This window comes from Brachybacterium sp. J153, assembly GCF_036311905.1.
In the GTDB taxonomy this organism is placed as follows: Bacteria; Actinomycetota; Actinomycetes; order Actinomycetales; family Dermabacteraceae; genus Brachybacterium.
Genome location: NZ_JAZDCH010000018.1, coordinates 113,749 through 136,315, shown reverse-complemented (window position 1 = coordinate 136,315; position 22,567 = coordinate 113,749). Strand labels below are relative to the sequence as shown.

Genomic DNA, 22,567 nt, shown 5'->3' with positions numbered 1-22,567 from the left:
GAGCCCGTTGCACAGCCTGTGCGGCGGGCTCTTCCCATGTCCCGGACTTCGCTCAGGCCGCCGTCACGATCACCCCGTCGCACAGCGCCTGTACGCAGCCGGCGAGGCTGAACCCCTCCCCGCCTGTCGTGGCGGCGATCCGTTCAGGAGCCACGCGTGACGGGTCGAGATCCTCAGCGCCTGCGTCCGGCGTCACGGCAGCGGAGCTCTCGGTTCTGCGCTGAATGATCAGGCGCTCGAACATCGCCGGCCATCTCGCCTGGACCGGCCGACCGTCCGCGTCGAGCACCTGGAATCGCGGGCCGATGCCTGACGGCTCCGGTTCCGAACGCACCAGGCGCAAGCCGCCTTCATGCACCATCACGTGATGTCGTCTACAGAGCAGGGCGAGCTCATCGAGGTCCGTGTGGCCACCCTCCGACCAGGGCGTGAGGTGGTGGGCGTCGAGATGCTTCTGCTGGTGACAGCCGGGGAACACACAGGTCGTGTCGCGAAGCCTGAGGGCGCGGCGCTGTGCCCGGGAGGCAAGGCGCTTCGTCCGGCCCAGGTGGAGGATCTCGCCGTCCACGTCGGAGATCACCACTGCGACCCTTCCGGTGCAGGCGAGACGTTCCGCAGTCCGCGGCTCGAGCGCTCCGCCGCCGATCACCGCACAGCGCGGAGGCGTTCCCGCGGGAACGCCCTGCTGCAGCGAATCGGCACTGACCTGGACGACCACGAGGTGTCGATCCTCGCCCGATCGGTCATCCGGCTCGGTGGCGAGATAGGTCCGAGCCAGGTCATGCAGGGCATCGGCTCGGCGTTGATCGAGCGTCGCTTCATTGGTGATCTCCGCGTCTCGCGTCGCAGGGTCGAACAGGTCCTCTGCAGGTGCTGCCGACGCGGCCGTGCTGCGTGCGGGAGGCTCCGTGCCGTCCCTGTTCAGCGCCAGCTCGAGGGCAGTGATCAGCTCGGCTCCGGTCTCGGCGGGGAGCACGGCACGGACCTCGACCATGCCGTCGTCCCTCGTGCGCCACTGCGCCTCGCGCCGGGAGTCCTGGTCGAGTCGGGTGCCATCGATCGACTGGAACGCGGAGACGGTGCGAGCGAGCTGGGAAGCGGTCATCGCCCGGGCCATCTCCACCAGGACCTCCTCCTCTACCCGGTCGGCGACGCGCGTGATCTCGCGGACCTTGGAGTAGGACAGTCGCCCGGCGCGGAACTCGGTCACGGTCAGCGGCAGACCCGGCAGGGCCCTGGCGACCCTGAGGTGCTCTCGCGCCGTCCCGGCGGCCATCGAACAGGCCCAGCCGAGCTAGTGCGCTGTCGACTTCAGCCCGTAGTAGTAGCGGCGACCCTCACAGGCGTCGAACTCCGCGATCAGCAGGATGAAGTCGCAGGTGGCCTGGGCGATCAGAGCCGCCTGCTGCTGGATCCGCTGCCCGAGATCCTCGGCATCGGCACGACTGAGCCGCTGAGCCGGCGCGGCCGAGGGCGCTTGCATGGCAGGGGTTGATGCCGACGGTGCAGATGCTGTCGCCCCTTCCTCCGGCGGGGAGAGGATGACGTCGGTGCGCTGCGAAGCGGACGGGGCGGGCGGCATCAGTGCCTCCGTTCGGCAGATACGAGGACGGAGCATCAGTTCAGCCCGCTCCTCGCGGCTGCGCATCACCCCGGCTCCGACGGTGGATGAGCGCCCTCTGTGGAGGAACGATCGAATGGCCCACCCTCACCGGGGCCTGCGCGCCTGCCACTCTGCACCCCGCACCCCGCCTCGGCCCCTCACCGCTCCCCCCTTGCGATAGTTCGCATTCCTAACTACTATGGGGAGCCGTGACCAGAACCCCTGCCCCCGCTCCCCGCGAGGAGTCCGAGCCGCCGTCGGACGCTCAATCCGAGCTCCCGCAGACCCTCGCCCTCGTGTGCAGCCAGTTCGCGCGCCTCGCCGCGCGCCGCTCGGAGGTGGGCGTGGGGACGGTGTCCTGGCGGGTGGTCGCCACGATCGAGCGTCACGGGCCCCTGCGGCTGAGCGATCTCGCCGATCGCGAGCGGGTCTCGCGCCCCACCGCGACCACGGTCATCAAGCGGCTCGAGCAGGAGGGGCTGGTGCGGCGCGATACGGACCCGGAGGACTCCCGCTCCTCACTGATCAGCATCACCGCGCAGGGTGCCGAGCAGCTCGCGCAGTGGCGCGACCAGCTCGCCGTCGGCGTCGGCGGGCTGCTGGAGCCGCTGCCCGACGAGGATCTCGCCGCCCTCGATCGCGCGGCGCGGATCCTCGCAGAGCTGGTGGAGACGCACGACCGCTGACGGCGCCCATCCCGGCCCCTCCTCCCATCCCCCTGCCGAAGGACTTTCCCGCATGACCGCCACCCAGGCCCCCGCGCCCGGCGCATCCCCCACCACGACCGCGTCCGCCCCGACCCTCCGCGACGCCTTCCACCAGCCGCGCGCCGTCTGGGCGATCGCCTTCGCCGCGACCGTGTCCTTCATGGGCATCGGCCTGGTCGACCCGATCCTCCCCGCGATCAGCGTGCAGCTGGACGCCTCGCCGTCACAGGCGATGCTGCTGTTCACCAGCTATCTCTTCGTCACCGCGATCGCGATGCTCTTCACCAGCTGGCTCGCCTCCCTGCTCGGCACCAAGCGCACCCTGCTGATCGGACTGGCCTTCGTGGTGGTCTTCGCGGCGCTCGCGGCGGCCTCCGGCTCGGTGGGCGAGATCATCGGGCTGCGCGCGGGCTGGGGCCTCGGGAACGCCCTGTTCATCTCGACCGCCCTCGCCGCGATCGTGGGTGCGACCGCGGGCCCGAGCGGCGGCGCGATCATCCTCTACGAGACTGCGCTCGGGATCGGGATGGCCCTCGGGCCGCTGCTCGGAGGACTGCTCGGCTCGGTCTCCTGGCGCGCTCCCTTCGCGGGCACCGCGGTGCTGATGGGCATCGGCTTCCTCGCGATCGCCGTCCTGCTGCAGCGCGAGGCGAAGCCCGCGAATGTCTCGCCGCTCGCCGCGCTGCGCGCCCTCGGGAACCCGGCGCTGCGCACCCTGGCGCTCGCCGCGATCTTCTACAACCTCGCCTTCTTCACCCTGCTCGCGTACTCGCCGTTCCCGCTCGAGGCCGCGGCCGCCGCTCGCGGCACCCAGTTCGGCGCGATGGGCATCGGCGAGGTGTTCTTCGGCTGGGGCCTCGCGCTCGCGATCACCTCCGTGTTCGCCGCCCCGGTGCTCACCCGTCGCCTGGGCCTGATCCCGACGCTGCTGACCACGCTCGTGCTGCTCACCGTGCTGATGATCGCGCTCAGCCTGCTCCACACGTCGATGACCGGGATGATCACGCTGATCGTCATCGGCGGCCTCCTGCTCGGCGTCATGAACACCGCGCTGACCGAGACGGTCATGGAGGCGACCGATCTGCCCCGCGGCGTGGCCAGCTCCGCCTACTCGGGCGTGCGCTTCCTGGGCGGCGCGGTCGCCCCGGCCGTCGCCGGGCCGCTCGCCGCCGCGACCACGGCCGGCGCCCCCTACCTGCTGGCCGCGGCCGCCCTCGTGGTGAGCATCGCGATGTTGCTGATCGGCCGGCGCCACCTGGCCGCCATCGGCGACCAGCACCATCTCACCGCCGCCCAGGAGGCGGAGGCGATCAGCGTCGGCGACGAGGCCTGAGCCCCGACGCCGACAGGCTCAGCCGCACCCTCACCCCCGGTGCGCCCACAGGTCCCGCAGCAGCGCGATCTCGGCGAGGTGGTGGATGAGCTCGCGGTGGATGTGGGCCACGAGGGTCGCGCGGGAGTACTGGGCGTAGGGCCCCTCCGCCTCGCCGACGGCGACCTGGAGATCCTCCGCGTCCCAGCGGCGCACGCCGGTGATCCAGCGCTCGTACTCGGCGTCGAACTGGGCGAGGGCCTCCTCGGCCGTGGCGGCGTACTCCCAGGTCATGTAGTCCGCGGGTGGTCCGCCGTGATGGGAGGCGCTGCGGGCGGCGAGGACGCCGACGATCACATGGCCCAGCCGCCAGGCGATCGTGGTGAACGGTGCGGGGCTCGGCTCGGGATGCTCGAAGTCGATAGCCATCGCGCCGCCTCCGCCCTGGATCGACGTGGGCGCCTCCCGCCCCTCGGGCACGCGCGGATGGACCGTCCAGGCATGGCCGGTCCCGGTCGGGTCGTAGAAGTACTCCTCATCGGTGAGCCCCTCGAGGCGCGGCCGCAACATCGCCCGCACATGGAACTCGATCTGGTCGATGAGGACGGTGGGCAGGTCGCCGTCGAGGCCTCGCGGTCCGCGCCCGTCGGGGGTCTCGGGGGCGGTGGTCTCGGAGGTCATCAGGACTCCTTCGGTCCGGGGAGGGGTGGGGGCGGTCGACTCGCCGGCCGACGGGGTCACCAGCCTGCGGGCGGCCAGGTCTCGCCGTCGGTCAGGGCGTTCAGCTCGTAGGCGCCCTTGCCGTCGATGCTCTCGCGGATCACGTCGGCCTGCCCGGCGTGCCGGGCGACCTCCTCGATCGTGTGCAGCGCGAGCCAGCGCACGTTCCAGTCCTCGGCGCCGGTGTACCAGGGCGCGTCGGGCGTCGGCACGGGGGCGTCGAGGTCGGCGGCGCGCAAGGCCGCCTCGAGGCGCGTCCCGGCCAGCTCGAGCGCGTCGCTCAGCGAGGCGGCGCTCGCCCCGTCGGGCACGCTCAGCGAGGGATCGCTGAGATCCTCTGCCACCTCACCGGACCCGTGGATCACCGCCTCGTCGCCGACCGCGGCCGAGGCCGCACGGGCCGTGGCCCGCTCGATCTCGTGGGCGTTGCCGTCGACCACCGCGATCACGTGGTTCGCGATCGCGCCGACGCTCAGTTCCGAGGCGCTCGGGGTCGCGCGCAGCTGCTGCGGATCCAGCGCGTGCAGGGTGGTGATGATCTGCTGGACCTGCCGGGAACCGAAGGCGGCGAGGCCATCGGCCTCGGTTGACACGTTGCGGGTGAGGAACGGCATGGCGGGATCCTTCCGAGGATCTGTCGCGAGGAGTCGCGCTGACAGCACCCAGGTTCCCCTGCCGGGCGGACAGATTGTGTCCGCGATGGAGGGCGTGCGTCCTGTCCGCTGCGTCCCGCCCCGCTCAGTCCCCGCTCAGTCCCCGCTTCGCTCCCCCGCCGCCAGCTCGGCGTACGCCGGCGCGAGGCTCATGTACTGCGCGTCCCAGACGTCCATCCCGGGCACGTCGTCGCCGGTGACCGCGCCGGTGAGGCGGTCCAAGTACCACTCCCAGCCGGGGCCGATGTTCTCGACCATCTCGCGGGGGACGCCGTGGTGGCGCAGGGCCACGCGCGTGCCGCCGCCCGCCGAGCGCGCCGCAGCGTTCGGCCCGGCCCCGTCGGCCGCGTCGGCCCCGTCGGCCGCGTCGACCCCGTCGGCCAGTTCGAGCGACAGCCGCCAGGTCCCCTCGCCGGCGGCGGAGCTGACCGTGAGCAGCTCCTGCGGGGTGCAGGCGTGGATCGTGTACTCGGAGGCGACGTCGTCGCCCGGCTCGGCGGTCATGGCCACCTGGACCGTCCCGCTCGCGGGATCGCCGGTGTAGGTCCCGAACCAGGCGGCGAGGCGCTCGGACTCGGTGAGATGGCGCCAGACCTCGGCGCGGGCTGCGGGGACGTGACGGACCAGGACCAGGTCCGTGCCGTCGGCGGTGAGGGCTCCGGTGATCTCCATGCCCGCAGGCTACGCGGCGCGGGAGCGGATCGCCGAGAGCACGACGCCCGCGACGACGCCGAGGACGATCAGCACGACCTGGACGATCACCCCGATCCCGTGCGGCAGCAGCAGCGCGATCAGCAGCACCAGCGCTCCGACGGCGCCGCCCACGGCGAGACCGCCCACGAACGACTCGACCCGGGAGGCCACGGCGACCAGCAGCCCCACGATCACCACCACGGCCACGGCCTCGGCGACGACGCCGACGATCAGCACCAGCGCCGAGCTGGAGATCCCGCCCAGCGCCGGCAGCACCTGGAGCGGCTCGCCGAGCCCGACGAGCAGGCAGCCGATCAATCCGAGCACCCGCGGGAGCGTCGGCTGCGGGACCCGCAGCAGCGAGAGGACCGCCGCGGTGAGCAGGAGCAGCAGGCCCGGGACCTGCGCGAGGCGGGCCAGGAGCGAGGCCAGGGCGAGCTCACCGGCGAGGAGCAACACGATCGCGCCGAGCACGCCGAGCAGCAGTCCGCCACCGAGGGCGAGTCCCGCGGCGTTCCAGCGCTCCTGCGGGCCGGCCGTCGCCCCGGCGGCGAGCGGCACCGAGACGGGGAGCGCGGTCAGCACGGCGATCAGGGTCACGGCGAGGAGGTCGAGGGGCACGACGTCGAAGGACATGCCCACATGGTGCGCCATCGCGCATCGCCGTGGGGCTGGGCGGACGGAATCTGTCCGCCCGGGGGCGCACACTGGCGGCATGGGCGATGTGACCACGAGGGCGCTGCGGCTGCTCGCGCTGCTGCAGTCCCGCAGCGTCTGGACGGGCCCGGAGCTGGCGGACCGCCTGGACGTGACTGTGCGGACGGTCCGCCGCGACGTGGACCGGCTGCGGCAGATGGGCTACCCGGTGCTGACCTCCGCGGGGCACGGCGGCGGTTACCAGCTGGGCGCCGGCCGCGAGCTGCCGCCGCTGCTGCTCGGGGCGCACGAGGCGCTCGCGGTCGCGGTGGGGCTCCGGCTCACGGCCGTCTCGGGGATCAGCGGACTGGACGAGGAGGCCCTGCGCGCCCTCGCGGCGCTGGACCGGATCCTGCCCCCGGAGGTCCGCGCCGAGGTGCAGGCGGTGTCGGACGCGATGGGCGTGATCACGAACGCGGCACCGGCCGCCAGCTCGGAGGTGCTGGTGACGCTCGCGTCGGCCGTGCGGGATCGGGTGCGGGTGAGGGTGGACTACGAGCGGGCTGACGGCGAGCGCTTCGAGCGCCGCCTGGAGCCGTATCGGGTGCTGTCGATGGAGGGCCGCTGGTACCTCTACGCCTTCGACCTGGAGCGGGAGGACTGGCGCACCTTCCGCCTGGACCGGATGCACGAGGTCTCCGCGAGCACCTTCTCCTTCACGCCGCGGGACGCCGGCGACATCGAGCAGAACGTGCGGGAGTCGATCGCGGTGCGCGGCTACGAGCGGTCGGTGACCGTGCGGATCCTCGCCCCGTACGAGCGGATCGCCCCGCAGGTCTCGGCTCGCTCGGTCACGCTCGAGCCCGACGGTCCGGACGCCTGCATCCTGCGCGCCGGCGACGACGACCTGCGCTGGACCGCGCTGCATCTCGCCCTGCTCGGGGAGGAGCTCGAGGTGATCGAGCCGCCGGAGCTGCTGGAGATCATCGGGGGGCTCGGCCGCTGGGCGGACGGGGTCACAGCACGAGCAGAGCGAGCGCCGAGACGACCGTGAGCACGAGGACGGCCTTCTCGAAGATCCCCTGCGGGATGCGCCGCGCGATCCGGGCACCGACGAAGGCGCCGAGCAGGACCAGCGGCACCAGCATCAGGTCCATGGCGAGCGTGTCGCGGGTGATCAGGCCGAGCCCGGCGGAGAACGGCAGCTTGATCACGTTGACCACGGCGAAGAACCACGCGGAGGTGCCGAGGAAGGTCAGCACCGGCATGCGCATGGCGTAGAAGTACATCGACATGACGGGCCCGCCCGCATTGGCGACCATGGTGGTGAAGCCGCCGAGCACGCCGTAGCCGGCGCGGGCGAGCGCCGGGGCAGCGGGCTCCGCCCGCACAGACCCAGTATCGGCCGACGCGGCGCGCAGCTCCTTCCGGCGGGCCGTCCGACGGCGCCAGACGGTCACGGCGATGAGGGCCAGCAGGATCACGCCGATGGTGGTGCGGACGGTCTCCCCGCCGACGGTCGCGAAGAAGATGGTCCCCAGCACCACGCCGATCAGGACGCTGGGGATGAGCCGTACGAGGGTGCGCACGTCGGGCTCGCGCCGGTAGACCCAGAGCGCGGTCGCGTCCCCCACCATGAGCAGCAGCAGGAGGGCGGCGGTGGACTCCTTCGCCGGCAGGGCCAGCGCGAACAGTCCCACCGCGATGGTGCCGCCGCCGGGCATGGCCGTCTTGGACAGGCCCACCACGAGCGCCCCGGCGCACACCAGCGCCCAGGTGGCGGGGCCGAGCGCGGGGATCAGGGCGGCGAGATCTGGCACGAGCGCCGACGCTACCAGCGCCCGCTCCGGCCCCGACGTGCGGTCCGGGAGTGCGGGAGGTCATGGGGCGCGGGAGATCCGGGGCCGAAGGGTGCTCCAGGGGTGGCGGGCGTCGGCCGCCCTCCCTATCCTCGGTGCATGGGGATCACGGGGGTGCGCCGCGGCGGAACGCTGCTCGTCATGCTGGCCTGGCTGCTGCTGGTCTCGCTGGTCGCGGCGCCCGCGGCCCACGCCTGCAGCTGCATGAGCTACGACCTCGACGAGGCGATCGAGGCGGCGGACCTCATCGCGGACGTCACCGTCGAGCACGAGATCGCCGACATCGCGGGGGACGTCACGTACTACGCGGTGGTCGACACGGTGTGGAAGGGCGAGGAGACGCGCACGATCCGGCTCCGCACGTCCTCGGCGATCACGGCCTGCGGCCTGGGCCGCATCGAGCCGGGGACCCCGCTGCTGCTGTGGGGGTCCGGCGGCGACGGCTCCTACTCCACGACCTGGTGCGCCCTGCCGCGGGACGCCCCGGAGGATCTCCGCGGCGCGCTCACCGACCGCCTCGGCGAACCCGCCGATCTCACCGATCAGCCGGTGCCGCTCGAGGCGGACCGGCTGCCGCGACCGGGCCTCGGGGTGCTGCTGGCGGCGGGGATCCTCGGCATGGTCGCCGCGGGGGTGGGCCTGGTGCAGGTCGCCGCGGTGCTGCTGGGTCTGCACCTGAACCGTCGCGGCCGTCGCTGAACCGATGCCGGGTCTCGCCTCCGGCGCCCGGCCACACCCGCCGGCTCCGTCCGGCCGTGACCCCGTGAGCAGGTAAGGTCGGTGCTCGTCGACCGGTGCCGAGGGGGCGCCGACGCAGTCGACCAGCACGAGACGAGGGGTTGCGCTGTGGAAGCGTTCAGTCTGATGAAGATCCTGGGCGGGCTCATGATGCTCGCGGCCGCCTCGCGCTTCGGCATCCCGGCGTTCCGCAACCTGAGGACCTCGCAGCGGCTCGCCGAGAGCGGCACCCAGGTCGAGGGGCGCGTGGTCTCCGTGTTCCGGAAGGTCACCCGGAACTCGGACTCGGTCGGCAGCAGCAGGACGGTCACGCTCATCGAGACCATCGAGTTCACCACCGCCGACGGGCGGACCGTGCGCGGGAACCCGGTGCTCTCGGACGTCGGCCGCACCAACCGCTCCGGAGCCTCCGTGGTCGTCTACTTCGATCCCGCACAGCCGGAGAGCTTCATCGCACCGCTCGACGAGCTGAAGGTCTCGCCGCTGCGCCCGGTGGTCCTCCTGCTCGTCTGCGCGATCTTCGTGATCTGGGGGCTCAGCTGGGTCCTCGGCTCGCTGGGCTGAGGAGGGCTCATGTCCGCAGTTCAGTTCCTCCCGCTGATGTTCCTGGTCATCCCCGGCGTGATGCTGCTGGGCGCTCTGTGGAGGCTCCTCACCGCCGTGGTCGAGCTGCTGCGGGGTCGACGTCTCGCCGCCACCGGCCAGAAGGCCCAGGGGCGCGTAATCTCCTCGCAGTCCCATTACAGCGGCCGCGGCGACAGCTCCAGCGTCACCTACATGATCGAGACGATCGAGTTCACCTCGGATCGTGGCCGGACCGTGCGCGCGAACCCCTGGGTCGCCGAGCATCACACCATCGACCGCAGCGGGATGACCGTCGACGTCCTCTACAACCGGGACCGCCCCGAGCGGTTCATCGCGCCGCAGAACGGCCGCGCCCTCTCCCCCGTCCGTCCGCTCAAGGGGATCGGGATCTCGCTGGCGGTCGTGGCAGTCAGCGTGTTCTTCCTCAGCCGCGTGTGGCCGATGGTCTCGAGCTTCGGCACCTTCGACCGCTTTACGGACTGGTTCTGAGGCGCGGGGCACGCCACCCCCGCACCCTCTGCGCCGCCACACTTACCCCGCGCGCTTCCCCCGCACCCCCCTTGCGCCGCTCCGCGCGGACATGGAAACATCATCCTCGATGTCGCGTCGATTCGAATCGACGCACCCTCCATCGGCCGACCGCCGCCATCTGTTCCTCGAGGAAGAGGCCCCTGTGACCACAGTCCACCCGTCCCCCGCTACCAACCCCCTGCGGGTCACCGTCTGGGGCGAGAACCGCCACGAGCAGCGCGACGAGCGCGTGCGCGGCCACTACCCCGAGGGCATGCACTCCGCGATCCGCGACGGGATCGTCGAGAACCTCGGCGACTCCGTCACCACCCGCTTCGCCCTGCTGGACGATCCCGAGCACGGGCTCAGCGAGGAGGTGCTCGCCCAGACCGACGTGCTCACCTGGTGGGGGCACATGGCGCACGGCGAGGTGTCCGACGAGGTCGTGGACCGCGTCCAGCGCCACGTCCTCTCCGGCATGGGCCTGGTGGTGCTGCACTCCGGGCACTGGAGCAAGATCTTCGTGAAGCTCATGGGCACCACCTGCACCCTGCGCTGGCGCAACGAGTCCGATCGCGAGCTGGTGTGGACCGTGGACCCCACCCACCCGATCGCCGAGGGCGTGCCGCATCCGATCGTCATCCCCGAGCAGGAGATGTACGGCGAGCACTTCGACATCCCCACCCCGGACGAGCTGATCTTCGTCTCGTCCTTCAGCGGCGGCGAGGTGTTCCGCTCGGGCTGCACCTTCCGTCGCGGCAAGGGGAAGATCTTCTACTTCTCCCCCGGTGACCAGGACTATCCCGTCTACCACCACCGCGACGTGCGCCGCGTGATCGCCAACGGCGTCTCCTGGGCCCGGCCCGCGAGCCCCGAGCGGGAGGTCCCGTTCCTGGACCGCTATCCCACCGACTGGTTCCTCTCCGGCGAGGGCGGCCAGGGCGTGGGCGATGCTGAGGCCGCGGGGAAGACCTCATGACCGAGGCGCTCTCTTCCTCCAGCCTCGCCCGCCCCACCGACCCTTCGGACTCTCGCGTCCCCGTCGTCGTGGTCGGCGCGGGCGGCATGGGCCGTGCCTGGATCCGCACGGTGCTCGACTCCGACGCGGCCCGGCTCGTCGGCGTCGCCGACGTCGTGCCCGGTGCGGCCGAACGCGCCGTGCAGGACATGATCGAGGACCCGTCGGCGCGCGAGCGGATCGCCGTCGGCACCGACGGGACCGAGATCGCCCTCGCGACCGTCGCGGAGGCGGTCATCGACGTGACCGTGCCAGAGGCGCACCACACGGTGACCGCCGCGGCCCTCCAGGCCGGCCTGCACGTGCTCGGCGAGAAGCCGTGCGCGGCGACCCTCGCCGAGGCGGTGTCGCTCGCCGGGCACGCCGAAGCGAGCGGGAAGCTGTTCATGGTCTCGCAGTCCCGCCGGTACAACCCGCACCTGCACGAGGCGCGGCGCCTGGCCGATGCCCTCGGCGGGGCGGGCATCGTCGCGACCCGCTTCTTCAAGGCGCCGCACTTCGGCGGGTTCCGCGACGAGATGCGCCACCCGCTGATCGTGGACATGGCCATCCACGCCTTCGACGCGGCGCGGGTGCTGATCGAGGGCAGCCCCGTCGCGGTCCGCGCGATCTCCCACAACCCCTCGTGGAGCTGGTACGCGGGAGATGCGGCGGCGACCGTGCACGTCACCTACGACTCGGGCGCGGTGCACGCCTTCACCGGCTCCTGGTGCTCGCCCGGCCAGGAGACCAGCTGGAACGGCGACTGGCGAATCAGCTGCGCGGGCGGCACCGTGACCTGGGACGGCGAGACCGTCCCGCGCTCCGTCGCCGCGGAGGGCGAGACCGTCGAGGGCGCGGCGCCGTCGGCCGCGGAGCGCTGGGAGCTCGCGGGCTCGCTCGCCGACTTCTGCGCCGCGCTGCGCGGCGGGCCGGTGCCCGCCGGGGAGGTGCACGGGAACGTGTGGACGCAGGCGATCGTCGAGGCGGCGGTCCGCTCGGCCGACGAGGACCGCACGGTCCAGCTCGCCGAGGTGCTCGACAAGGCGCTCGCGCAGGCCCGCGAGATGCCCGGCCCGGAGGCCGTCAGCACGGCGCTCTCGCGATGGGAGGATGGCGCGAGCGGCCTGCGGGCCGGGTGAGCGGACGAGCCGGGGCCTCCTCGGAGAGCGGGGAGCAGCGGTGGTGAAGCGGGCGGCGCCGACGAGCCAGGACGTGGCGCGGCTGGCCGGTGTCTCGCAGTCCACCGTGAGCTACGCCCTCACCGGGGCACGGCCCATCTCCGAGGAGACGCGGCGGCGCATCGAGGCAGCGATCGAGGAGCTCGGCTACCACCCGAACTCGGGGGCGCGCACGCTGCGCTCGCGCCGCTCCGGGGTGATCGGGCTGATGGTCCCGGCCACCGCGCCCCGCCCCGCCGGCCCGATGCCGTTCCTGGTCGCGATCTCGCAGGAGGCCCGCCGCTTCGACCTGGACGTGCTGGTGGTGACGGCCGACGAGGGCGCCGCCGGGGTGCGGCGGGTCGCCGGCACCGGTCTGTGCGACGGGCTGATCCTGATGGAGATCTCGCGGCAGGACGAGCGGCTGGACGCGGTGGCGGCCTCGGGGCTTCCCTGCGTGTCCCTCGGCAAGCCGGACGAGATGCCGGGGGCGTCCGTGGTGGACCTGGACTTCGAGCTGCTCGGGGCGAAGGTCGTCGAGGGCGCGCTCGCGGCGGGCTGCGCGCGGCTGCTGCTGTTCGGGCAGCTGGACGAGAGGAGCCGCCGCAACGACGTCTCCCGCTTCCTGCGGGGTCTGCGGGCCGCGGCGCCCACCGAGCTCGAGGTGGTGATCGCCCCGGGCACGCCGGAGGAGGTGGTCGCCCTTGATGCGTCGTTCGACGGGGCCCGGGGGCGGACCGCTCTGTTCGGGCTGTCGCAGGAGCAGGAGCTGCTGTTCGCGCTGGCCCTCGCGGGGCGGCTCGGCCGTGAGGACCGCGTGGTGATCTCCTTCGCCGACCAGCCCCTGGACGGGGTGGGCGGCCCGGTCGCCACGCTGCCCCGGCTCACTCCGCGCCAGGCCGACGTGAGCGCGCTCGCGGTGCGGGAGCTGGTCCGGCTGCTGCGCGAGCCGGGGGCGGAGCCGCGCACGACGTTGCTCCCGCCCGCCTGGGCCGGGTAGCGGCGCTGCCCCGCCGGGCGGGTCGGCAGGGCTGTCCCGCCGGGCGGGTCGTGTGGTCGCGGCTGCGGCGTCGGGCTCAGAGCCGCCAGTGATCGGCGGCGGCGAGCGCCTCGTCCCGGTTGGAGGCGCCGAGCTTCCGCATCAGGGTGAGCCGGTGGGACTTCACGGTGTTCACCGAGACGAACATCGCCTCGGCCATCTCGGGATTGGTCGCGCCACGGCGCAGCAGCTCGAGCACCTCCCGTTCGCGATCCGATAGCTCGAAGGGGCGGCGCGCGAAGTGCCCCGCGTAGCGCATCGCCCGTTCGAGGCGCAGGGAATCACCCCCGGGCACCTCCTGGGAGATGCGCACCAGCTCGGAGACCTCCGCGGCGGTCGCATGGCTGAGCACGTACAGGCCCAGGTCACGGCGTGGAATGAGGGCGGTGGCCTTCGCGAGGGCGACGCGCACGCTGGGGATCCGGCCCTCGCGCAGCGCGTAGAGGCTCTCCATGAGCAGCACGGTGAACTCGGTGCGCGGGTAGAACGGCCGCCCGGGCACCGGGCTGGCGGGCAGGAAGCCGGGGCTCGGCAGGGGCCGGCCCAGCTGGCGGGCGAGGAAGTCGGTGATCCGCTGCATCTGGCTGTGCCCGGATTGCGCGAAGTCCTGGGGGACGGAGAGGGTGGCGCGCTCGTAGGCGCTGGCGTAGGTCGCGAGCTTCGCCGGGGCCTGCCGGTAGACGGCGATGTGGGCGCGCATGAGCTGCAGCAGCGGCAGCCCCTCGGGATCGGGGAGGCGCTCGGTGGCGGCCTGAAGGTATGCGTCGGCCGCCTCGAACTCGCCCGCGTCCATCGCCTCCCACATGAAGCACATGGCGGCGGCCAGCACGTCCACGTCGCGGTGCAGGCGCTGGGACCCGGCGAGCAGGGGCTCGGGGTCCAGGCCGTCCTCGAGTCCGCGGGCGCGATGGTCGTGGAGGATCACGCGCAGCGCCGACTCCGTGCGAACCCCGCGCGGATCGAGCCGGGCCGGATCGGTCTCGATCACCTGGACGGCGAAGCGCGCGATCTCCGCGGCGGGGATGGCGTTGCCGCTGCGGAAGGCGGTGTCGACCACGAGCAGCAGCACGCAGACATCTCGGGGACGGGCCGCCTCGGCGGCCTCCGTGCCGGAGAGGTCCGCGATCAGGGCCCGCAGCCGGGTGAACACCTCGATCATCCCTTCGCGCTCGCCCGCGTAGAGGGCGAGGGCGAAGGCATGGGCGAGGTGCCCCATCCGGTCCCAGGGGGCGTCGGACCCGGTGGTCTCGAGGTGGATGCGCAGGGCGCGCAGCGCAGCGCGCAGGGAGACCGGGGACTCCGCGCGGTGCGGGCTGAGCCGCAGCCGGGCGAGCAGCAGAGACGGATGCTCCTCGAGGGAGAGCGGGCTGATCCGCTGCAGCGGCGCCCACAGCGAGGACAGTGCATCCGGCAGCACGTCCCAGATCTGCTCCGCCAGCAGCTCCTCGGCCTCAGCGAGCTCCCCGCGGGAGACCAGGGCGGTGACCAGCAGCTCGTGGTCGCCGGTGCGGCGGGCGGCCTCGACCAGGCGATGGTCGAGCTCGAGGGTCGGGGTGGAGCGGGTGAGCGCCGAGTGCAGCAGCATCTGACGGATCGACCGGTCCCAGCGGAAGACCCGCATGCGCAGGCCGTCGTGCCACACCCGGGTCCCCAGACCGAGCGCGACCATCCGGTCGAGGTAGCGGGCGGCGGTGGCGGGGTCGCCGAGCGCCTCCGCCTCGCGCGTGGTGATCCGCGGGGTCTGCAGCACGAGGCCGAGGAAGGCGGCGAAGGGAGCCGGCCCCCAGTTCCCGGCGCCGACCATGAGGTAGGCGCCGAGGGCCCGGTCCCGGGTGAGCAGGCCTGCGTCGGCGTCGACGGGCAGAGCGTCGAGGCTGGTGAGGATCATGCCGGGGTGGCCGTGGGTGGCCCGCCGGAGGGCGGTGGCGGCCTGCTCGGACAGTTCGACACCGCGCTCGGCGACGAGGGCGCGGGTCTCCTCGAGGGTGAGCTGGGCATCGCTCTCCCCGAGCATCGTGAAGTAGTGGCCCAGCTCCTCGGCCCGGCGGACGAGCGGGGACATGTCCACACCGACGACGAGCAGCCGGACACCGGCCGGGAGGAGCGTGAGCGCGGCGTCGAAGATCTCGACGGGCAGGTGATCGGCCTCGAGGATGCCGATCGAGACGGGCCGGCCGAGATCGCGCAGGATCCGGAAGGTGCTGTCGCGGAGACGCTCCTCGTCCAGGGAGAGTTCCCCGCCGCTCTCCCCGAACTTGTGCCGCAGTGCGGTCAGCAGCAGCTGCAACCGCTCGGGCCGATGCCGCGGAATGTGGCGGGCGTCGAAGAGCAGCCGGATCTCGCCCGACTCCGGAACCGCCTGGCTCTCCCACTGGTGGAGCACGGTGGACCGACCGCTGCCGGGCACCGCCTCGAAGAACAGCAGCGAGGAGGCGGCGTCGAGCGCATCGAGCAGTCGACGATGGAGCACGCGCACCCTCCCCTCGTTCCCCCGCGGATCAGCCGACGCGGGGTTCGCCTGTGGGCCCGAGGTCCAGCTCGGGTCCGCACAGGTCTCAGCCCCTGAAGTGATATTGCATCACGGGGCACTGACACGTAACAGGCCGCGCCTCGCGGCTGTGGACGGGTGGGCGTGGGGAGGAACGGTCCGGCGCGACGGTGCGACGGCGAGGGCTATCGTCGGGGGCATGAACGTTCCCCCGCTGCTGGACCACATCGTCATCGCCGGCCCGTCCCTCGAGGAGCTCGTCGGCTGGTTCCGCGATCTCACCGGCGTGACCGCCGCGCCGGGTGGGAGCCACCCTGTCGGCACCGCGAACGCGCTGGTCGCGCTCACCGTCGGCGGCGAGCGCCGGCCCCACTACCTCGAGCTGGTCGGCCCGGATCCGGAGCGGGAGGGCGAGGCGCTGCCGAAGCTGTTCAACATCCACCGGCTGCGGAAGCCGACGCTGATCACCTACGCCGCGCATCCCGGCGGCCTCGACGGCGTCGTCGCGGCGGCACGGGCCGGCGGCGTGGAGCTCGGCGACCCGCAGCCTCTCTCGCGCACCACCCCGTCCGGCGACACCCTGGAATGGCGCCTGACCCAGGCCCCGCCGCCGGTGAACTACGGCCTGCCCTTCCTCATCGACTGGGGCACCGCGGACCAGCCCGGGCTCGGCGATCTCCCCACGATCGAGCTGGTCTCCTTCGCCCGGATCGAGGTCAACCCCGAGCCGCTGCGCGAGGCCACCGCCGCGCTCGGCCTCGGCGACGCCCTCGCCGAGATCCGCGAGGGCCAGGGCAGCCGCTTCGAGCTGGTGCTGCGCACGGAGGACGGGCGCGAGATCACGATCTGAGGGCCAGCGCGGCGGGGTGATGCGGAGGGTCGGCGGCGCGGACCGAACCGGAGGGTCGAGCCCTCAGCCGATCCAGTCCGTGTCGACCTCACCCCCGTCGGCCGCCGCCCGCAGCGCCCCGATCACCAGCGCCATGGCGCAGGCGCCGGGGTCCATCACGCCCTGCGCGCTGTCGCCGACGTAGCTGGCGCGTCCGCGACGCGCGGTGAGCTCGGCGGTGCCGCGGGCCGCCTCGACCGCGGCCCGTTCAGCGGCGGCGAGGGCCGGCCCTGCCTCGGACTCTCCAGCCTCTTGGAGCGCCGTGACGGCCGGGGCGAGGGCGTCGACCATGGTGCGGTCCCCCACCTCGGCCTCGCCGTACTTCTGGATCACGGCCTGGCCGGCGGCGAGCGCGGCGGTGAGCGCCGCGAGGTCGGGGACCGCCCCGTCGTCGGCGGCCTTCGCGAGATCGCGGAAGAACATGCCGAGCAGCGGGCCGGACGTGCCGCCGACGCCCAGCCAGGCGCGGGACACGGCGGTGACCCAACCGCGGTAGTCGGCGGGCTCCGCGCCCTCGAGCTCGCGGCCGAGGTTCTTCATGGCGGTGCGGACGTTGTCGCCGAAGTCGCCGTCTCCGGCGCGACGGTCGAGGTCGCCGAGCGCGGGCGCGGCGATCTCGAGCGCCCCTTGGAGGGTCGTGACGAACGTGCGGCCGAGGGCATCGGGCAGGGCGTGAACAGTCATCGGTGTGCTCCTCACCAGGTCAGGGCAGGGGTGGTCACGGGCGCGTCCCACAGGCGGGTCAGCTCCTCGTCCAACGGCAGCAGCGTCAGGGACACGCCGTGCATGTCGAGGCTCGTCACGTAGGAGCCGACGAGGCTGCGGCCCACCGCCATCCCCGCATCGCGGAGGCGGTGGTGGAGTCGGCGGGCGACGAGGTTCAGCTCGAGCGGGTAGGTGCCGCCGAGCCCGTTGACGATCGCGAGCACCTCGGTGCCGCGCTCCAGGTGGAGCTCCTCGAGCAGCGGGTCGAGCAGCAAGTCGGTGAGGCCGTCGGCGGTGGTGAAGGGGACGCGGCGGGCGGCGCGCTCGCCGTGGATCCCGACGCCCAGCTCGACCTCGTCGGCCTCGAGCGTGAACTGCGGCTCGTCGTCGCCGGGGTGGGTGCCGGCGGCGAGCGCCAGGCTCATGGTGCGCGCGGAGGCGGCGACCCTCCGCCCCACCTCGGCGACCGCGGCGAGGTCCTGACCCTCCTCGGCGGCGGCCCCGCAGATCTTCTCGACGATGACGGTGGCTGCGGTGCCGCGGCGGCCCGGCCCGCCGCCGTCGGCGGACTCGGTCGCGAGATCGTCGTCGACCAGCACGATCTCGGTCTCCACCTGGTCGTCGCCGCTGATCTCGCCGGCGATGCGGAAGTTCAGCACGTCGCCGGTGTAGTTCTTGACGATCTGGACGACGCCCCGTCCGGAGTCCGCCGCCTTCGTGGCCTCGAGGACCTGCAGCGCGGTGGGGCTCGCGAACACGGCGCCGGCGACCGCGACGTCGAGCATCCCGGGGCCGACGAAGCCTGCGTGCAGCGGCTCGTGACCGGAGCCGCCCCCGGAGACGAGGCCGACCTTCCCCTGTGCGGGCTCGGCCCGGCGCACGAAGCGGTGCTCGACGTCGAAGGCGAGGCGTCCCGGATGGCTGAGGACGAACCCCTCGAGCGCCTCCGGGACGAGCTGGTCGGGGTCGTTGACGATGCTGCGGCGCATGGTGGTCCTTCCGGCGGGCGGATGCTCGGTTCCGACCCTAGCACGCGGCGCGCGGTCCCTCACCCCTCCGGGAAGAACCGCTTCCGCAGCAGCGCGGACTGCACCGTGCTGCCGTTGCGGCGATCGAGGGCCGCGGCGATCCGGAGGGCGTCCTCGCGCAGCCGCGGGCCGCGCTCGTCCGCCGGTGCGTGGTCGAGCAGGAGGCGCGCCGCGCCGGCGAAGGTGTCGAGGTGGGTCGGGTCCCCCGGGGTCGCGTCGGCGAGGGCGACCTCGAGCACCCAGCCCCGCGCCCGCGGATCGTGGGAGGCGACCTCGAGCAGGACCGACCGCGGCAGGTCCCCGAACTCCTCGAGGTCCCGGTCGACCGTCTCGAGCTGCGCGATGACCGCGGCGACGTACTCCTCCGCGGACCTCCCCGCGCGGAGTGCGGACCAGGTCAGCCAGGCGTGCGCCGGCCGCTGCTGCGCGGGGTCGTGCGAGCGGTTCAGCACGCCGCCCGCGATCTCCGGGATCGCGCCGGGATCCACCGGGGCGAGGATCCGCGCCAGGTCGAGGTGCACGTCGAAGGGGTCCACGTCGCTCGTCTCGGCGGCCAGTCGGGAGCGGACCTCCTCGAGCCGCGGGCCGATCTCCGTACTCCGTCCGAGGTGGGCCGCGCGGGCGAGCTCGGCCACGGCGAGCGGCGTGGTGGGCATCCCGGTCACGGCGCGCAACTCCGTCTCCGCGGAGATGATCTCCGCGATGCGCTCGAGCGTGATCGAGGGCAGATCCAGGGCGGTGAGGACGACCGGGACGAAGAGCCCCGCGGCGGCCTTCTCGAGGGCCGGCTCGATGCCGTCCGGCGCGGCCCTCTGGGCGCTCTGCACCCGCGGGTAGCGCAGCACCATCGCCTCGTGGTCGCCGGCCTGATAGGCGTGGAAGGCGTGCATGAGGTGGGCGGTGAACTCCGCCATCGGCAACCTCAGCTCGCGGGCACGGGTGATCGTGGCGGCGACGAGCGCCTCGGCCTCCTCCGCGGACTCGGCCTCCAGGATCGACATCGACAGCTCGTGCAGCTCGACGTAGCGGTCCGTGAGCGAGATGGGAACGGCATCGAGCGTCACGGGCGCGGTGCGCCGCGGGATCCACCCCGCGCGCAGGATCCGCTCGGCCCGGTCCTGCGGGTCGGCGTCGGCCCCGGGACCGTCGCCGTCGGCGATCGCAGCGGGCGGCAGGCCGGCGAACCAGAAGCGTTGCAGCTCGCGGGTGTGGACGTCGGTCCCGCCTCGGGCGTCGTGCGCCGCGGCGGCCTCCGTGGCCAGCGCGCGCAGCAGCGCCGCCTCCTCGCCGTCCGGCTCCTCGAGGGAACGGCTGCGGGCGAGAGCGGCCTGGAGCTGCCAGTCGACGTGGTCGAGCCGGCTGTTCTCGAGGCCGAAGTCGGCGGCGAGTCGGGCCTCCTCCGGCCGATGCTCCACCACCAGGAGCAGGTCCTCGATCTCCGTGGAGCGGATGAGGCGCTCGATGCCGAACTGGTCGAGCAGCTCGTCGCCGATCCGGGCGGCGACGTCCCACCTCCCCGCCCGCGCGGACAGCGAGCCGAACGTGGTCCGCAGCAGCACGAGCTGGGTGTGGTCGTCCCGGTCCACGTCGATCGGTCCGGGCGGGACGCCCATCGCCGTGAACCGGCGGGCGAGCGTCGCCGCGGCCAGCCCGGGATCGACGCCCTCGAGGATCATCATCTCGAAGGTGACGGTGTTGGCGTCGAAGGGGGGCCACTCGGGGCTGCCGATGCCCTGCCACTGGTCCAGCAGAGTCATGGCGCGCTCCGGCTCCCCGAACCCGGCGGCGAGGAGGGCCCGCGCGAGGGTCACGTTCGAGAGGTCGAAGCCGTGCGCGATCGTCGGCCTCTCCACGAGGTCGACGACGCGCTCGAGCTGGGCGCGCGGGACGGACGGGTCCTCCCCCACGGTGACCACCAGGCTGGCGACCGAGCCGAGGAACCGCTTCAGGTTCTCGGGGTGGATGTGGTCGCCGTAGCGGCCGACGATCTGCATCAGTCGCGCATAGGCGTCGAGGGCCTCCGCCGGTTTGCCGCCCGTGCTGTAGATCGAGTACTGGCCGAAGCGTCCGCTGGCCGCGAGGTGGGGCACGCCCTCCGCCTCGCAGGCCGCGATCTGCTCCTCCCAGGCGCGGACCGTGCCGAGGTCATCGGGCATGTCCCAGAGCTCGCTGCTGCGGTCGATGAGCGCGCGCACGCGCTGGGCCTGCTCGCCGGTGAGTCCTGCGACCTGGTCGTACCGGATCATGCTCGTCCCCGTTCGTCGGTGGTGTCGTTCTCGGTGCAGCGATCCTCGGTGATGCGGTCCTCGGTGGTGCGGTCCTCGGGGCGCGCCGCCGCCAGGAGCAGCGTCTCCAGGGCGACGGCCAGCCCCGCCTGTTCCTCCGCGTGCAGGCGGATGCCGGCCTGGAGCAGGCTCAGCAGGTGCAGGGCGCGGATCGCCCCGTCCCGGGCCGACGGGGCGAGCCGGCCGCCGAGGGCGCGGACCGCTTCGCCGCGGAGGTTCAGCACGAGCGCCGGGCGGGGGTCGACGGGGGGTGCGGGGCCGACGGGGGCTCCGCCGCCGAGCAGGTCGGCCCACGGGTCGTCGTCGGCCTCCTCGAACACGAAACCGGCAGCGCGGCCCGGCACATGGAGGACGAGCTGGGTCGCCGGGCGGAAGGCCCGCACGTCGACGGCGACGCCGAGCGGGTCGAGCACGGCCCGTGCTGCGTCGCCGATCCGCTCGGCGAGGCCCGCGTCCTCGTCGCGCGGCTCGGGCAGGTCCTCCAGCAGCCGCGTCAGCTCGAACGCGCGCGCGGTCAGCCGGGTCTGCGACTCCCCGTACGCCCGCAGCATCGCCGCGCCGTGCGTGTAGGCGCCGTTGACGAGCAGCCCGCCCTGCGCCTGCACCAGCGGCGCATAGGTGGAGAACTCGCGGTCGTCGGTGGTGAAGGTGATGCGTGAGGGCATCTCCACCAGGCGCAGCAGACCGGCGCTGGTCTCCCAGGTGAGGTGGCGGGCGACGAACTCGAGCATCTCCTCGTGCGCGACGGCCAGGGCGATGAGGCTCTGCCCGTGCACGTCGACGAACCGTGTGAAGACCGCGGGGTCCCCGGCGGCGAGCTGCTCGATGCCCGCGCGGATCTGCCGGCCGATCTCCTCGCGCGCGGTGGTGAGGGAGCCGGACTCGTGGAGCGACTCGCGGGAGGCGGTGAGGCCGAGCGATCCCGCCTCGAGAGCGACGCGGGCGAAGGCCACCCATTCGGGCACCAGCTGGGTGTTGTCGGAGGCGACGGACATGCCGTGCGAGAACACCCGGTCCCCGGCGCGTCCCCGGCCGGGCGTCGCCTGAGGGGTCACGAAGGCGACGCCGCGGACGCCGAGCATCGGCACGTGCAGCGGGATGCTCGCGAGCGGGGTGAAGCCGAAGGCGTCCATGCACCAGCCGGCGGCGGCGGGCTCGGGCAGGTCCCAGGGGGCGGTGTTCCCGCTGACGACGGTCGGTGGGGCGGGGTCGCCGGCGACGGCCACAGTGATCGGGACGGTGAGGAGGCTCGCGTACTCGCGGGCGAGCCGGGTGACGCGGTCGGCGCCGACCCATTCGACCTCGTCAGGGCGCACGTGCACGCGCACCTCGGTGCCCGGTTCGGCAAGCTGCTCCGGCGCGGCCGTGACCGTGAAGGTGCCGTCGCCGCGACCCACCCAGCGCATGGTCCGCGCCTCGGGGTCGCGGGCGCTGCGGGAGGTCACCTCGATCTGGTCCGCGACGAGGAAGCAGGACAGCAGGCCGATCCCGAACTGGCCGAGGAACTCGCGCCGCGCCGCCGCGAGCTCCTCCCGCTTGCTGGACGCGCCGATGGTGGACAGCAGGCTGCGGGCCTCCGCCTCGGTGAGTCCGATGCCGTGATCGCGCACCGTGAGCGCCCCCGCGGCAGGGTCGACGACCAGCTCGATCGGCGGCAACGGAGCTCCGTGCTCATCGCTCCCACCGCGCGCGACAACCGCGTCCCGCGCGTTCTGGATCAGCTCCCGCACGTAAACGCGCGGGCTCGAGTAGAGGTTGTGCGACAGGATCTCGACGATCCCCCGCAGGTCGACCTGGAAGTTCTCCGTGGCGGGCGGCATGGGGGAAGGGTACGGGGGGTGTGGGGGCGATAGGCCGATGTCGTCGGGACGACGAGCGTCCCACGCGGACGCGTTGACCTCGGCGAGGGGGCTCACCGAGATCTAGGGGGTCCGCGGGGCGCTGGGCGTTCGCCGCGGCG

Annotated in this window: 22 protein-coding genes; 10 read left to right on the top strand and 12 right to left on the bottom strand. The window is 73.2% G+C overall.

The window, feature by feature from the left end; translation table 11 throughout:
- Window positions 1-52 precede the first annotated feature (52 nt).
- Together V1258_RS09645 and V1258_RS09640 are read right to left on the bottom strand one after the other, a co-directional pair.
- Window positions 53-1,276 (bottom strand): HNH endonuclease signature motif containing protein, encoded by a 1,224-nt coding sequence (locus tag V1258_RS09645; RefSeq protein ID WP_329749442.1) that lies wholly within the window; start codon window positions 1,274-1,276, stop codon window positions 53-55.
- An 18-nt stretch (window positions 1,277-1,294) separates the two neighbouring features.
- Complete coding sequence (locus tag V1258_RS09640; protein ID WP_329749441.1) at window positions 1,295-1,483, bottom strand: hypothetical protein; 189 nt, start codon at window positions 1,481-1,483, stop codon at window positions 1,295-1,297.
- 329 nt (window positions 1,484-1,812) lie between these two features.
- On the opposite strand from V1258_RS09640, the gene V1258_RS09635 reads away from it, so the two are divergent.
- Entirely contained in the window at window positions 1,813-2,289 is a 477-nt protein-coding gene (locus V1258_RS09635) for a MarR family winged helix-turn-helix transcriptional regulator (RefSeq protein ID WP_329749440.1), read from the top strand.
- 52 nt (window positions 2,290-2,341) lie between these two features.
- The gene (locus V1258_RS09630) at window positions 2,342-3,643 is read left to right on the top strand and encodes an MFS transporter (protein ID WP_329749439.1); all 1,302 of its coding nucleotides are present in this window, start codon (window positions 2,342-2,344) and stop codon (window positions 3,641-3,643) included.
- Window positions 3,644-3,673: 30 nt separating this feature from the next.
- On the opposite strand, the gene V1258_RS09625 is transcribed toward V1258_RS09630, so the two are convergent.
- The 4 genes from V1258_RS09625 to V1258_RS09610 form a co-directional block, all read right to left on the bottom strand.
- The gene (locus V1258_RS09625; RefSeq protein ID WP_329749438.1) at window positions 3,674-4,303 is read right to left on the bottom strand and encodes a DinB family protein; all 630 of its coding nucleotides are present in this window, start codon (window positions 4,301-4,303) and stop codon (window positions 3,674-3,676) included.
- A gap of 56 nt (window positions 4,304-4,359) precedes the next feature.
- The gene (locus V1258_RS09620; RefSeq protein ID WP_329749437.1) at window positions 4,360-4,956 is read right to left on the bottom strand and encodes a mycothiol transferase; all 597 of its coding nucleotides are present in this window, start codon (window positions 4,954-4,956) and stop codon (window positions 4,360-4,362) included.
- 135 nt (window positions 4,957-5,091) lie between these two features.
- Window positions 5,092-5,667: an SRPBCC domain-containing protein gene (locus tag V1258_RS09615; RefSeq protein ID WP_329749436.1), complete on the bottom strand. Its 576-nt coding sequence runs from the start codon at window positions 5,665-5,667 to the stop codon at window positions 5,092-5,094.
- 9 nt (window positions 5,668-5,676) lie between these two features.
- Entirely contained in the window at window positions 5,677-6,324 is a 648-nt protein-coding gene (locus V1258_RS09610) for a hypothetical protein (RefSeq protein WP_329749435.1), read from the bottom strand.
- A 79-nt stretch (window positions 6,325-6,403) separates the two neighbouring features.
- On the opposite strand from V1258_RS09610, the gene V1258_RS09605 reads away from it, so the two are divergent.
- Window positions 6,404-7,378 (top strand): helix-turn-helix transcriptional regulator, encoded by a 975-nt coding sequence (locus V1258_RS09605; protein WP_329749434.1) that lies wholly within the window; start codon window positions 6,404-6,406, stop codon window positions 7,376-7,378.
- Here V1258_RS09605 and V1258_RS09600 read toward each other — a convergent pair.
- Window positions 7,341-8,144: a sulfite exporter TauE/SafE family protein gene (locus V1258_RS09600; RefSeq protein ID WP_329749433.1), complete on the bottom strand. Its 804-nt coding sequence runs from the start codon at window positions 8,142-8,144 to the stop codon at window positions 7,341-7,343. The two genes, V1258_RS09605 and V1258_RS09600, sit on opposite strands and share 38 nt — an antisense overlap.
- Window positions 8,145-8,282: 138 nt before the next feature.
- On the opposite strand from V1258_RS09600, the gene V1258_RS09595 reads away from it, so the two are divergent.
- The 6 genes from V1258_RS09595 (at window position 8,283) to V1258_RS09570 (ending at window position 13,173) form a co-directional block, all read left to right on the top strand.
- Entirely contained in the window at window positions 8,283-8,882 is a 600-nt protein-coding gene (locus tag V1258_RS09595) for a hypothetical protein (RefSeq protein WP_329749432.1), read from the top strand.
- Between the two features lie 147 nt (window positions 8,883-9,029).
- Window positions 9,030-9,485, top strand: a complete 456-nt coding sequence (locus tag V1258_RS09590) for a DUF3592 domain-containing protein (RefSeq protein ID WP_329749431.1) — start codon at window positions 9,030-9,032, stop codon at window positions 9,483-9,485.
- 9 nt (window positions 9,486-9,494) lie between these two features.
- On the top strand, window positions 9,495-9,995 hold the full coding sequence (locus tag V1258_RS09585; protein ID WP_329749430.1) for a DUF3592 domain-containing protein: 501 nt from the start codon (window positions 9,495-9,497) through the stop codon (window positions 9,993-9,995).
- A gap of 184 nt (window positions 9,996-10,179) precedes the next feature.
- Entirely contained in the window at window positions 10,180-10,995 is an 816-nt protein-coding gene (locus V1258_RS09580; RefSeq protein WP_329749429.1) for a ThuA domain-containing protein, read from the top strand.
- Window positions 10,992-12,155 (top strand): Gfo/Idh/MocA family protein, encoded by a 1,164-nt coding sequence (locus tag V1258_RS09575; protein ID WP_329749428.1) that lies wholly within the window; start codon window positions 10,992-10,994, stop codon window positions 12,153-12,155. The genes V1258_RS09580 and V1258_RS09575 overlap by 4 nt, the downstream gene beginning before the upstream one ends.
- A gap of 40 nt (window positions 12,156-12,195) precedes the next feature.
- Complete coding sequence (locus V1258_RS09570; protein WP_329749427.1) at window positions 12,196-13,173, top strand: LacI family DNA-binding transcriptional regulator; 978 nt, start codon at window positions 12,196-12,198, stop codon at window positions 13,171-13,173.
- 76 nt (window positions 13,174-13,249) lie between these two features.
- Here V1258_RS09570 and V1258_RS09565 read toward each other — a convergent pair whose 3' ends face one another.
- Window positions 13,250-15,682 carry a helix-turn-helix transcriptional regulator gene (locus V1258_RS09565; protein WP_329749426.1) on the bottom strand — a complete coding sequence of 811 codons (2,433 nt, stop codon included), beginning with the start codon at window positions 15,680-15,682 and terminating at the stop codon, window positions 13,250-13,252.
- A 217-nt stretch (window positions 15,683-15,899) separates the two neighbouring features.
- On the opposite strand from V1258_RS09565, the gene V1258_RS09560 reads away from it, so the two are divergent.
- Window positions 15,900-16,550 carry a VOC family protein gene (locus tag V1258_RS09560; RefSeq protein ID WP_329749425.1) on the top strand — a complete coding sequence of 217 codons (651 nt, stop codon included), beginning with the start codon at window positions 15,900-15,902 and terminating at the stop codon, window positions 16,548-16,550.
- 63 nt (window positions 16,551-16,613) lie between these two features.
- Here the strand turns inward: V1258_RS09560 and V1258_RS09555 are convergent, their stop codons facing one another.
- Genes V1258_RS09555 through V1258_RS09540 form a run of 4 tightly spaced genes read right to left on the bottom strand, consistent with a single transcriptional unit; the run spans window position 16,614 to window position 22,427 of the window.
- The gene (locus V1258_RS09555) at window positions 16,614-17,273 is read right to left on the bottom strand and encodes a DAK2 domain-containing protein (protein WP_329749424.1); all 660 of its coding nucleotides are present in this window, start codon (window positions 17,271-17,273) and stop codon (window positions 16,614-16,616) included.
- 11 nt (window positions 17,274-17,284) lie between these two features.
- Window positions 17,285-18,283 carry a dihydroxyacetone kinase subunit DhaK gene (locus V1258_RS09550; RefSeq protein ID WP_329749423.1) on the bottom strand — a complete coding sequence of 333 codons (999 nt, stop codon included), beginning with the start codon at window positions 18,281-18,283 and terminating at the stop codon, window positions 17,285-17,287.
- A 59-nt stretch (window positions 18,284-18,342) separates the two neighbouring features.
- The gene (locus tag V1258_RS09545; RefSeq protein WP_329749422.1) at window positions 18,343-20,568 is read right to left on the bottom strand and encodes a hypothetical protein; all 2,226 of its coding nucleotides are present in this window, start codon (window positions 20,566-20,568) and stop codon (window positions 18,343-18,345) included.
- Window positions 20,565-22,427 carry an HSP90 family protein gene (locus V1258_RS09540; RefSeq protein ID WP_329749421.1) on the bottom strand — a complete coding sequence of 621 codons (1,863 nt, stop codon included), beginning with the start codon at window positions 22,425-22,427 and terminating at the stop codon, window positions 20,565-20,567. Before V1258_RS09540 ends, V1258_RS09545 begins: the two co-directional genes overlap by 4 nt.
- Window positions 22,428-22,567 lie beyond the last annotated feature (140 nt).